Source organism: Prosthecobacter algae, from assembly GCF_039542385.1.
GTDB lineage: Bacteria > Verrucomicrobiota > Verrucomicrobiia > Verrucomicrobiales > Verrucomicrobiaceae > Prosthecobacter > Prosthecobacter algae.
Window position 1 is genome coordinate 249,592 of the sequence record NZ_BAABIA010000002.1, and the last position, 12,335, is coordinate 261,926.

10 protein-coding genes and 1 tRNA gene are annotated in these 12,335 nt (G+C 57.9%); 5 read left to right on the forward strand and 6 right to left on the reverse strand.

Annotated elements, in window-relative coordinates:
• Positions 1–28 precede the first annotated feature (28 nt).
• The 5 genes from ABEB25_RS04475 (at position 29) to ABEB25_RS04495 (ending at position 4,659) form a co-directional block, all read left to right on the forward strand.
• Positions 29–1,687, forward strand: a complete 1,659-nt coding sequence (locus ABEB25_RS04475) for a GspE/PulE family protein (protein ID WP_425571966.1) — start codon at positions 29–31, stop codon at positions 1,685–1,687.
• 116 nt (positions 1,688–1,803) lie between these two features.
• Positions 1,804–3,081 (forward strand): type II secretion system F family protein, encoded by a 1,278-nt coding sequence (locus ABEB25_RS04480; protein ID WP_345735183.1) that lies wholly within the window; start codon positions 1,804–1,806, stop codon positions 3,079–3,081.
• A gap of 22 nt (positions 3,082–3,103) precedes the next feature.
• Positions 3,104–3,754 carry a prepilin-type N-terminal cleavage/methylation domain-containing protein gene (locus ABEB25_RS04485; protein ID WP_345735184.1) on the forward strand — a complete coding sequence of 217 codons (651 nt, stop codon included), beginning with the start codon at positions 3,104–3,106 and terminating at the stop codon, positions 3,752–3,754.
• A gap of 107 nt (positions 3,755–3,861) precedes the next feature.
• Positions 3,862–3,946 (forward strand) — tRNA-Leu (locus tag ABEB25_RS04490).
• Between the two features lie 32 nt (positions 3,947–3,978).
• Complete coding sequence (locus tag ABEB25_RS04495) at positions 3,979–4,659, forward strand: ubiquinone/menaquinone biosynthesis methyltransferase (protein ID WP_345735185.1); 681 nt, start codon at positions 3,979–3,981, stop codon at positions 4,657–4,659.
• A 6-nt stretch (positions 4,660–4,665) separates the two neighbouring features.
• On the opposite strand, the gene ABEB25_RS04500 is transcribed toward ABEB25_RS04495, so the two are convergent.
• The 6 genes from ABEB25_RS04500 to ABEB25_RS04525 form a co-directional block, all read right to left on the reverse strand.
• On the reverse strand, positions 4,666–5,523 hold the full coding sequence (locus ABEB25_RS04500; RefSeq protein ID WP_345735186.1) for a hypothetical protein: 858 nt from the start codon (positions 5,521–5,523) through the stop codon (positions 4,666–4,668).
• A gap of 323 nt (positions 5,524–5,846) precedes the next feature.
• Positions 5,847–6,584, reverse strand: a complete 738-nt coding sequence (locus ABEB25_RS04505; protein ID WP_345735187.1) for a hypothetical protein — start codon at positions 6,582–6,584, stop codon at positions 5,847–5,849.
• Positions 6,585–6,625: 41 nt separating this feature from the next.
• A complete protein-coding gene (locus ABEB25_RS04510) occupies positions 6,626–7,585 on the reverse strand; it encodes a PilW family protein (RefSeq protein ID WP_345735188.1) in 960 nt (319 codons plus the stop codon).
• A gap of 6 nt (positions 7,586–7,591) precedes the next feature.
• The gene (locus ABEB25_RS04515; RefSeq protein WP_345735189.1) at positions 7,592–8,104 is read right to left on the reverse strand and encodes a type IV pilus modification PilV family protein; all 513 of its coding nucleotides are present in this window, start codon (positions 8,102–8,104) and stop codon (positions 7,592–7,594) included.
• Complete coding sequence (locus tag ABEB25_RS04520; RefSeq protein WP_345735190.1) at positions 8,101–8,775, reverse strand: pilus assembly FimT family protein; 675 nt, start codon at positions 8,773–8,775, stop codon at positions 8,101–8,103. Before ABEB25_RS04520 ends, ABEB25_RS04515 begins: the two co-directional genes overlap by 4 nt.
• Positions 8,776–9,028: 253 nt before the next feature.
• Positions 9,029–12,289, reverse strand: coding sequence for a hypothetical protein (locus tag ABEB25_RS04525; protein ID WP_345735191.1), 3,261 nt, complete (start codon positions 12,287–12,289; stop codon positions 9,029–9,031).
• Positions 12,290–12,335: the final 46 nt, after the last annotated feature.

Sequence of the window (12,335 nt, forward strand, 5' to 3'; positions counted from 1 at the left end):
TAAAACTTAGAACGACTGACTCCCCCCTATGACTCCCCAGAATGTGGTAGATATGCTCGAAGCCCGGGGCCTGATTGACAATGGCCAGGCTTATGACATTACCCAGGACGCCGTCCACAATGGCAAAGAAATCCTCCAGGTGGTTCTCGATTACGGCATCTTCACGGGTGAAGATGAATTTTGGGCCCTCGTCGCCGAAGAACTCGGTGCCGACCACTTTGACCTGACCGAATTCGAACCGCCATCCTCCGTCATCGGCCTCATCCCCGCCGGCATGGCCCGCCTTTATGGGGCTTTTCCGATCACCCTCGATGGCCGCGGCCTTCACGTCGCCTTTACCGACCCGCTCAATCCCCAGTTGGTCGAGGACCTCCGCTTCGGTCTGGACAAGACCGTCGTTCCCGTCGTTGCACGCCGCAGCCAGGTCCAAAATCTCATCGACAAGCACTACGGCACCGGTGCCCCGAGCATTGACGAGATTTTTGGTAACCTCAAGGACGCCGGTAAGAACTCCCCTGAAATCGAGGCCAACTCCGCACCCATCGTCAAGTTCGTTGACCTGGTGATGACCCAGGCCATCAAGGAACGCGCCTCCGACATTCACTTCGAGCCCTTCGAGCACGAATTCAAAATCCGTTACCGTGTGGATGGAGCCCTTTATGAAATGGCACCACCGCCCGTTCATCTGGCCACCAGCATCATTTCCCGTATCAAAGTCATGTCCAACATGAACATCGCCGAAAGGCGTGTTCCCCAGGACGGACGCATCATGACCTCCGTCAACGGAAAGCCGGTGGACATGCGTGTCAGTTCCCTGCCCACTCAGCATGGAGAGTCCGTCGTGCTTCGTGTGCTTGACCGCAGTTCCGTGAATCTCGACCTCGAGCAGTTGGGCATGCCGCCCCCACTCTTCAATTACATCACCGAGACCATCAACAAACCGAACGGCATCTTCATCGTCACCGGCCCCACCGGTGCTGGCAAGACCACCACGCTTTACGCCTGCCTCCGCCGTATCAATACCATTGATACCAAGCTTCTTACCGCCGAAGACCCGGTGGAATACGAACTGGACGGTGTCATGCAGGTTCCTGTTAACGATGCCGTCGGCCTCACCTTCGCCCGCGCTCTCCGCGCCTTCCTCCGTCAGGATCCGGACCGCATCATGGTCGGGGAAATGCGTGACAAGGAAACCGCCCAGATCGCCATCCAGGCCTCCCTCACGGGACACTTGGTGCTCAGCACCCTGCACACCAACGATGCCGCCGGTGCCGTCACCCGTCTTGTCGACATGGGCGTGGAACCGTTCCTCGTCGCTGCTACCCTCGAAGGCGTGCTCGCTCAGCGCCTTCTGCGCACCATCTGCAAAAACTGCCGCGTGGCCTACGAGCCCAGCCTCTCGATCCTTAACCAGCTCAACCTCAGTTCCTCGGACATCGGCGGTAAGCAGTTCTACACCGGCAACGGCTGTGAAAAATGCGGCGGCAGCGGTTACAAAGGCCGCAAAGGTCTCTACGAACTGCTCCACGTGAACGATCCTATCCGCGAGCTCATCACCCAACGAGCTCCTACTCTTGTTCTCAAACAGAAAGCCATCGAACTCGGCATGGTGACCCTTCGCGAAGACGGTCTTCGCAACATCTATGACGGAGAAACCACCATTGAAGAAGTGCTGAAATACACCTGATCCCAGGCTCAGAAACGGTTCATTGTCGTTTCTGGCACCATTTATTTGTTGGACATTCTCCCTCCTGACCCGGTAATCTCAAAAACGCCCCAGAACCCCCGCAGCGCCCATTTTCTATGCCGAAGTTCCACTACATCGCCCTCGATCAAAACGGTCAAGAAGTCGCCGGTGAACTCGATGCCTCCACCGAAGCCGAGGCCATCAACCTCCTCCGTCAGAGCCAGCTTTACCCAACTCAGGTCGCCCAGGAGGGCAAGGGTGACGCGGCGGTGAAAAAACGCGCCAAGTCCACTGCCGCCCCCAAGGGCAAAGGCAAGGCCGTCAAAGCCGGGGCTAACGCCAAGATCAAGGCCAAGGTCCTCATGATCTTCACCCGCCAGCTCGCCACACTGATCGATTCCGGCCTCCCTCTGCTTCGCGGTCTCACCGTTCTGGCACGTCAGGAGCCGAATCCAGTGATGAAGAGCACCGTCTCCACCATTGCTGAAAACGTCCAGACCGGCAGCACCTTCTCCGAGACGCTTTCCCAATACCCCAAGATCTTCAACAAGCTTTACATCAACATGGTGAAGGCTGGCGAACTGGGCGGTGTGCTCGAAGTCGTCCTCAACCGTCTTGCTGAATACCAGGAAAAAGCCCAAAAGCTGAAGAATAAGGTCGTCGCGGCGATGGTTTACCCCATCATTGTGATGATCATTGCCGTGCTCATCATGGTCTTCCTCATGCTCGTCATCGTCCCGCGCTTCGAGAAGATCTTCGAAGACATGCTGGGTTCTGCAGACAAGCTCCCGGAACTGACCAAACTCGTCATCGGATTCAGCCGCTGGATGCAGGGAAATTTCCTCTACCTCGTCGCTGGCGGTATCGTCTTCACCGTCGCTTGGAAGCTTTATGCTGCCACTGTGGGCGGACGCCGTGTCATTGACGGCCTCAAGCTCAAGCTTCCCCTCTTCGGCGATGTGCAGCGCAAAACGGCCATCTCCCGTTTCAGCCGCACCCTCGGCACCCTCGTCACCTCCGGTGTGCCCATCCTTCAGGCCCTTAACATCACCCGTGAAACTGCCGGCAACGTCGTTGTCTCCGACGCCATCACCAAGGTGCATGACGCCGTGAAAGAAGGTGAGTCCATGGTTGCCCCGCTGGAGTCGAGCAGTGTCTTCCCGCCGATGGTGATCTCCATGGTGGACGTCGGTGAAGAAACTGGTCAGCTCCCTGAAATGCTTCTCAAGATCGCCGACGTGTATGAGGATGAAGTGGACAACGCCGTTGCTGGCCTCACTTCTATGCTCGAACCTCTCATGATCGTGATGTTGGCCGTCGTCGTCGGTGTCATCGTTATGGCCCTCTTCCTTCCGCTCATCGAAGTCATCAAAGGCCTCAGCGGCGGCTCATAGTAACCCTCCATCCCCCCAACCTATGAAAAGTCATTCCCGGAAGCTTGCCCCGGCAGGCTTTACAGTGATCGAGCTTCTCGTCGTCATCACGATCATCGCCCTTCTCTTTGCCCTGACCATCGGCGGCTTCACCTATGCCCAAAAATCGGCGGCTCGCAGCCGTACGACGGCGGCCATGAGTGCCATGAAGAGCGCCCTCGAACGGTATAACAACGAGTTTGGTGAATACCCTGCCCCGCAGAACCCTGGTGACACGGTTGCTGTTGGCGACAAGACCTATGAAGTTGGTGCCGCAGCCATGCTTTACCAGGCCCTGAGCGGCGATGGCTACGACAACATCCTCTTGGCTCAGACCCCCAGCAACGGCGGCCCGGCATCATCCGATGGCTCGCTCGATGAGACCGAGTCCAAGAACGTCATGCTCACCGACATGCCGAAGGAGTTCTACATCAACCGTGACGGACGCTATTACATGACAGACGGCTTTGGCCGCCCCTTCCAATATGTCAAAGCTGCCCCGCAGGTTGCAGGTGAGCAACCCACCACCGTCAACTCTACCTATGACCTTTGGTCTTTCGGGGATGACGAAGAAAACACCAGCGCCCGTTCCATCGATACCATTGCACCTGGAGCCGTCAAAGACGCAAGCCAGCGATGGATCAAGAATTGGTAAACTCCGAGGGCAGAAAGTCTCTGCCCAAAGAATTTGTTAAATAACTCATTTTTCAGTTGAGAAACAGTTGGGGTGACCGATTATTTCCACCCCGACCCAAGGCGTTTGCGCGCGTGGCGGAATTGGTAGACGCGCTAGATTCAGGTTCTAGTGAGTAACATCGTGGAGGTTCGAGTCCTCTCGCGCGCACCACCTCAACAACTTGTTGGGGTGCCGTTAAAAAAATGCAGGACGCCGGTTATGTCAAAAAAGCCTTCGCAGGCATCGCCCGGCGATACATGCTGGCGAATCATGTGCTGAGCCTCGGCATTGACGTCCTCTGGCGCCGCAAAACGTCCGGCCTCGTCGCTGAAACCCGGCCCCGTTTGATCCTCGACCTCGCCACTGGCAGCGGCGACCTCGCCCGCGAACTCGAGAGACGCTGCCCCGATGCAAAAGTGCTGGGGGCCGACTTTTCCATCCCGATGATGCGCGAAGCCCAGGTTCATCGGTCCACCCACCTCGTGGCGGCGGATGGTATGCAGTTGCCCTTCCAATCCGGTGCATTCGATGCCCTTACCGTCGCCTTCGGCCTTCGCAACATGGCCTCCTGGCCAGGAGCCTTGCAGGAGATGAGCCGGGTGCTGAAGGTTGCAGGCAGGCTCTACGTCCTGGACTTTTCACTGCCCACCCTGCCGCTTATCCGGCCCATGTACTTGTTCTACTTGAAGAACGTCATGCCCAGAATCGCCGGCTGGATCACAGGAGAACGGGCCGCCTACGAATACCTGTGCAGCTCCGTGGAGCGTTTCCCTTCAGGACCAGCCATGGAGAAGCTGATCCGTGAAGCTGGATTCGATCAGGTCAAAACATACCGTTTATCGCTGGGCATCGCCTCCCTCTACATCGGCACCAAGAGTGCCTGATAGCAGTTATTTTCGATAAGCCGACGCCACCTTGAAGGGATTGTAAGGTTTACGACCATTGGGATCGGCATAAACAAAGCCGAAGCGGTCCTTCTTCTCATCCACAGTCTCGAGGAGGAGACCGCGCAAGTTCGCCGTATCCCTGTATTCCATCAGGACTCGCGCGGTGCCATTGACGCCCCACATCTTGAAACCGGTGCCAAAGATCCCGCCATTGGGATAGAGATCATACAGCCCTGCCATGGCGTGGAAACAGTTGATGGCCGACCTGTTCTTTCGATAAAGGCGGTCATCTGCACGATACATGATGGCACCGCTTTCGAGTAGACGCAGGCGCTGCACACCGAGGTCGAATCCTCCCTGGCTGATCTCATAGGGCCCCCACATGCAGACCGCGTTTTTGGCATTCACGGCCAGTTGGATGGTTTCTGCGAGGTTGAAGTCCCTGCCCACAGACAGCGGGCAGGCGTTCATCTTGGGAAAGAGGCGGCTGCCAAAACCCTTGAAGACACACAGATGAGGGTTGGTCGAAAAATCGTGGGGCAGCCAGCTAATGGTAAACGCCTCAAACTCCCGGTGTTTGTAGGTCCCCTTGGTGAGTCCGGCCGTCAGGTGACGCTGCCGATGGTCAGCCAAAACCCGGATGACTGACATGAAGGAATGCGAAAACTCGGGGGCGTTGCCTTTGTTTTGATAGGCAAACGGGATGATGAAGTAGCGGTCGCGGGTGTTTGTCCCTTCGCCTAAACGGGCCAGGATCTTGGCTCTGATCCGGTTGGTGATCTGCTCGTAAAGAGGCACATCGTAATCGGTATAATCAGGTTTGCGGTCCAACACTCCGGCCTGGGCCGCCAGTGAAAGCATGAAGAACAAGGCAGCAATCAGCCTAACAAAAAGTAATTTATTAACAACCCGATGCTGCCGCATGACCGCTAAGTTCGGTTCAATGCCCTGAGACGGTGAAGAATGCTCGCCCATAAAACCTCGGAATAGATTTTAGTTGTTCGGCTGCTCACGTCGGGAACTGCCGTTGACCGCCGAGATACTTCACTTGAACCGGGAATCAAGTTGAGATGCAGCCTAGGCAAGCATCCAAAAGAATATTTGAGGACACGATTCTGCGCCTCATACTATTCTCATCTCCAGGCCCGGTGAGGTTGCGGAACTAACCGCAGAGTCCTGAGATCTTACTGAACATCGTTGCGCATCGGAGCTTGCTTGAGGGTGCCGTCATCGCCAGTGAAGAAGACGACAAGCTGGTCCGCAGGAAACTTGAAGTTGAGCAGGCTAACGGGCTTATTCTGATAGTGCACCTCTGGGAAAGCGCCCATGGCGCGGGTGATGGGAACGCGCACGGGCTTTGCCGCAGGAACGGTCGCGGGTGTGCCTGAGACTTTGAAGTCCATCTCGTCGGCGGAGGTCAGTTGGACGAGTGTCAAGCTAGGCTGTTTCAGGTCCGGCGGGCTCGTGGGCGACTGATCCAAGTGCCAGGCAAGACGGGGGCCTTTTTTTTCAGCTTCACCTTTTGCAGGCTTTTTGGTCTTGGGGTCCAGGGCTGGCTTTTCCGTCATGTAAGCAATGACCGTGGTGATCTGCCCGGTCTGCAACGGAACCTCAAGGGTTTCCTTCCCCAACGTCTCATGTTCCAGTTCCACCGGATAGGACTTGGGAGCCAGGCCCACAGCTCCCGTAGCATCTCCCTGCTGAAAGCCTGCGGGATCGGCCTCATTGCCATTGATGCGCACCTTCAGCCTACCGGGCAGGCCGACGGCATTGACCAGCCGGATAAAGGCCAAATCTGGCGGCACCTCTAGGCCTGGGGCCTCCTGGGCCGGCAGCGGAAGCCAGGCTGTGAGCAGCAAGGCGGCACCCGCAAGGATGAAGCGACGAGATTGAAAGGGGGAGGTTTTCACGAAAGCGTTCATGGCAGATTTCAACAAAACAGGGCAGACAACGCCGGAGGGAATTACAAGGCGACGGGAGGCAGGCGCAGGCGCATGGAGAAGGTGCGCACTTCAGCATCGTCCTCGTAAACTTCCGGTGTGCCATTGGTGATGGCTGCCGCACGGACTCCTTCACCGCGCCAATCCTGCGCACTCTTGAGCAAGCGACCCGTCTGCCGATTGGTGACACGCAGGGTGACTTCCACCCACTTGGGAAGCTGCTCCGTGGGCCAGGGCTGCGGCACCGGCTGGCCAGGCATCAGGCTTTCTAGGGCCTTGCATTCAAAGCGGATGACGTCATGCGCGAGCACTGCATTGCGGGCTGAAGGAGGAGCTGCCGCAGGGGTCTCTTCTCCCGTGGTGGGTTTGGGCAGACTTTCCAGTTCCTTCCAGTCTTCTTCAAAGACCATGGGCTGGCCGCCAATGCGGTGGCCTTCCAGCCTGCGGTAGGTTTCCGCAGGTGAAAACTCGCGGCGCACCAGCTTCTGGCTGCTGGCATCTTCCTCCACCCCGCTGGCACCTCCATCGGGCGTAAGGGCGATGCCATAGAGTACCAACTGCAAATCTCCCCGACCACTGTCGGTTCCCTTGCTTGCACGCTTCACAGTCCGCAAAAAGGCCATTCGCGAAGTGGAGGTGGAAGTAGGCGTGCCTGACTGGAGCAGAAAGCGCATCGGCTGCTTCCCGGCCACCGCCTGCGGATCATCTGCCAGAGGCCCTCCTGCCGGGATGACAGCAATGGAGGCCAGATCATCCGTCAACAGGCGCAAGGCGGCGCGGCCTTCCCGCTGGCTAGAGAACTGCTTATCCTGTTTGGTCCAGGAATCCAGAGTGGCGACCATGCTCTGCATGAGCGCGGTAATGACGATGAAGGCCACCGAGATGGTGACAAGAAGCTCCACCAGCGAAAATCCACGCGGGGCCGCCACACGCGCAGCAGAGCCAGAAGATAGAGGCGTTTTCTTTTTCAGAGTTCCTCGCATGTTGGATTATTTCGGGCTCAGGGCGGCGTAACGACGCACCGTGCGAATGGCAGCAGGGGCAGCCGCAGGGGATTCGACACGGATGATGATACGGTCCATGAGCGGATCCTCGGGATTGGGCACACGATCAATCCGTGCGAAGGAGGCGGCCGATGCCTGGGAAGCACCGGAGTCATACATTTCCCGCACGCTGCTACCCTCGAAGCGGCTGTGCTCCAAAATCTTCATGGACTCATCCATGAGCAGGATCACTGGCTGAGGTTCGGCATCGGGCAAGGTGGGTGCCTGCATCTCCCGAATTTCACCTGCCAATTGACGGAGAAGGACGCCGGAAGTGGTCTCCACCTTGGAATCTTTGGCCACACCGAGGGTACCCATCAGCATGCCAATGATGGCGAGCAGACTGGTGGCGGTGACGGCCACCGAGAGGATGCACTCGACCAGACTGAAACCTTTGAATGAAGGCCGACGGTGTGTGCGGTTAGCAGACGGAGAAAAAGATGAGAAGTGAACAATCATGGCAGAATCATGGGGGATCCGGAATTTCGGCGGACGGCGAGCCAGCGGCACTCGTCTGGGCGATGTACCTCGCCTTTTTTCGACAGCGGCCCGCTGGAGCTGGCCTGGCCTTCCGCGATGGCGATCAACAGCGAGTCCAAAGAATTGGCATCAGCCTCAGGAAACACCACCTCTCCCAGAGATCCAAAACCCACGCAGGGGAGTTCGACGCTCGGACCATTGCCAGGCAATCTGACACGGCGAGTCGCATTGGGAGCTGTCAGCACGTTGGCGCCCGCATTGGGAGAGGCTGCGCCCACATTGGTAAAGACATAACCTTGGGGAAGATGGAACCATTCCGAGATAGCGGCATAGTCATCAGGATCCTCCGTGGTGACATCTTCGGCACAAAGAACGACGGAACGATAAGGCTCACCTGTGAGGCCGCCATTCACTGTCGCAAAGGCCATGAGAACAGTGCCGTCACCACGCAGTGAACGCGCCCTGGCGAGGTCGCACATGGCGGTGACCTGATGCATGGCAGTCATGCCCTGGGTGCCGCTGATCGCTCCAGATTTGCCGAGAACGAGACCGATCATGATGGTCATGATGCTAATCACGACGAGGATTTCCAGCAGAGTGAAACCGCCAGAACGTAGCTTCAACTGACGGAAGGGGCTTTGTCGCCGCATGAATGAGGGGGGGATCAACATGGTTTTAAGACAGCTTTCGTGGTCACTTCAGTTCACTGATAAGTGCTGACGAACAACCAATGCCGTGTGTCAATTTTGTGAGACAAGGGTTGGTTATACCGATTTCCCAATCTTTGTCTTAAATGATCTGCCGAATGAAGAGACTGACGGTCTCTTATCCGCGACCAAGATTGCAAACGGCACTCTTGTCACTTCGGTCAGACGATTTTGGAAAACGATATGGGCGGTGAAATTAAAGGGCGCGTGAATAAGTTACCTCGACCACCTGGCGTTCCAGGGTGCCATCAGCATTGCGGACAGGCCTAACAAAAAGATGATACAGACGCGAGCGGGTGGCCACGACATTTGCCTTGCCATCACGTCCCATCTTGACGGCTTGGCCGCAGACGATCACCTGAAAGTGCCGACTGCGCACCGTGCTGTTGTTCCAGAGGCGGCTGAAGAGTTCTTCTGCCGCCGCATCGCTCCATTCCGGGCGCACACGCCGGGGTTCCGCCTCATCCCGCTTGGTGTAGCCAAAGACGGGCATATTCGCCTCCAGCGGCGGCAGTTCGGGATCTTCTTGTAGGGTCGCCGCATCAGCCTGGGAGAGCACGGCTTTTTCAGCCACTTCCGCCGGGGTAACATAAGGACGGTTCTGGATGATGGCCGAAGCGATAATGTCCGCCTGCGCCTTGGTTCGGCTGGTGGAGGCAGGCAGCAGGACGACGGGCTTCTCGGCGGTGGGTTCGGCATCGTTGCTGTCTTTTTTGAGCAAGGGATCCGAAGACAGCCTGCCCGCGATGAGTGCCCGCAGCGTTTCGCGGCTGGCCGTGTTGACATTCACATGACCATCAATGCGCACGAGCGGCCCGGTAATGCGCGCAGCCTCGAGGGAGTTGCTGTCCCCACAATGGAACAGGTCTAACAAAGAGGAGGATGCCAGCCCGCGATGGACGGGGCGACCCGAATCCGGCTGCGCGCGATAGTCAGGACGGAAGAGGCTGTGCTCCATACGGCCAATGCGTAGCGTGTTGCCACCGCAGAATCGTTTATGGGCATCAAGTTCGTTGGAGCTGGGATCAATTTTAACCTCACCTGGCCGGATGTCGGCATGCTCATCATATTCAAGGAGGTCGCCCTTGGGCATGTTGGAGTCGCTCCAGGTGGTGCCACGGGGGCTCCACATGACGGGATCGAAAATGTGCCCCAGTTCGGTGGTGCTGTAAAAGCGTCCGGCATTGGAAATGCGCTGCACAAACTTCTGCCGTTCCGCCAGGCTGTTGGTGGGATTGACAGGCGATTGCATGGTGATGTCATCCGGATTTCGGTCGAAAGAGCCGATGCGTGTGGGGCAAGGGAGGCTGTTGTGACCGCCATCGGGCCAGAGGTAAGTGCGCGACTCCCCGGCCAAGTTTTCAAAGCGGCGGAAGTTGCGGCCCCAGGGGCTGGAACCGTCATCGTAGTCAATGACTTCCTGATGATAGTCAATATAGTAGGCAGCGCGGGTATCGCCGACATTGAAGGCCCAGTCTTTGTCGCGCAGGCGGTAGGAGAGCCCAGGCTGGTTGACATTGAACCGCTGGCGCACACTGAGGTTGGAACTCATCTGATAACGTTCCAGCGGAGCAAAGGGCATGTCCACGACGGTGTAGTCGGTGGTGCCGGATGGGCGGAAGGCGAGACGATAACGACTTTCGCGGTCATCGTTGCCGTTGGCGGGCTGGCCAAAATACTGCACCCCGGTGACATTGCCCTCAGCACCACCATCCAGCTTGAATCGCACGGGATCAAAGGCGATGACACGGATTTCGTTAGGCTTGAGGGTGATGGTCTGTGGAGTGAACCACAGCCCGTTCAACCCGGAGATTTCCTCAGGCTTGCCGGAGACAGTCAGGCCGAGTGAGGACATGACGGGGTAGCTGCGTAAGCCCACGGAGAAACGACCGCGATATTCAAAGCAGCAAGTTATCTCACCCGTGATCTCTTGGTTCGTCGGATTCCAGAGTTCCACATAGTCGGTCAAGGAACATTCCACCTCACGTGAGAGGAAACGCTCGAACCGATGGCGTTGCCAGTATTCGTTCACCAGGGGGTGGGCGTCGGTTCCCCGGTACTCAATGTTAGCTTCGTCCGATTCGCTGCCAGCGCCGCCGAAAGCGACGTTGATGGAGGGGAGGGCATCTTTGTCCGCATAATCGATCATGCCTGCTGCCAAGTTTTTGAGGTAGGCCATCTGGTGTTCATCACGCTGGGTGAGCGCCACCCGGCGAGGCAGCGTGTATCCGCCCCCACGTTGGCTGAATTCTGGTAGATAACGGTCAATGTGCCTGGCCATACGATCCACCTCCGTGGACATGGTGTTATGGGTCGTGGGGCCCACGTCCGCGCCGATCTTGTTCAAGACCTCGTTGAGATTGATCTTGCGCTCGCCGCCGTAGGCGAAGCCTGGTCCATGAGGCACGAGGGCGAGTTCATCATAGGGAGCAAGGTAACCGGTGGTGTTTTCCTCAAGCGCCCGCAGTTGCTCATCAACCAGGGAGCCATTGGCAAGACGGGCCGTCGGGCCACTCAACCGCGCCGGGTCCAGGCCGGGCCAGTCCGTGAGAGGATCGGGCGCGATCAGCAATTCCCGCCACATGTCTGGACTGAAAGAGAGACGCTTGGAATTGATGGCGGTCAGCCGCCTGTGCATGGCATTGATGCTCTGGGGGGTGCCGCCGGAGGTGAGTGGCTCCACATCCGGTCGCAGGAGAGTCCAGACGGAAGAGGGGCTCCGCCGCCAGCGGCCACCGGGATCAATGAACAGGCCTGGCACAAAAGGAACCGGCCCGGGCACCACTTCATTCACCAAGTCAGTGGCGTGATAAGGCAGGTCCTTGTCGCGATCATGGATGCCCGCATTGGCCAGGCTGAGCTTGCCCTGTAGATCCTCCACATAGAAGGAATAACGGGCGACCAATTTCTCCTCACCTTCCTCTCCCTCAGCCGAGTCTTCACCTTCCGACTCAGATTTTCCAGGGTCTGAAGGGAGGCGAAGCTGCATCCAATAACGAGGGACACGGGCCATCCAAGGGGCCGGTGCAGGAAGCTTTCGCGCCTCTAATTCGCTGGCCTCCACTGAAGGTCCGACGGCGGGATCCGTGGAAGGTTTCTTTTCAAACTCGGAAGCCGGCATTTGCAACTTGTCACCCGCTGGCGGGCTGGCCACCCCTGAGGCCAGGGGCTGGTATTTCCACTGCTTGGCCGTGGCATCGTAGTTGGCCACCATGAGCATTTCGCGCGGGCGTTGCTTCTCATCCAGCGCTGGCGAAAGGGGGGCGGAAAAGACCACCCCCAGCTCATCGGCCAAGGCCCCTTGCAGGATGAGACCGACACGGTCGAGCCCGGATTGCACGGCAAGATCTGCCTGCTCCACGGCATCGTAGCTGGCGGAGGTCTGACTTTCACGCGAGACAATCCCGTAGAGACCCACCACCAGGATGGTCACTGCGGCGAGGATGACCAAGGTCACCACCAGGGTAAAACCCCGCCTCGGAGGGCGACCGGGGCCACCCCCA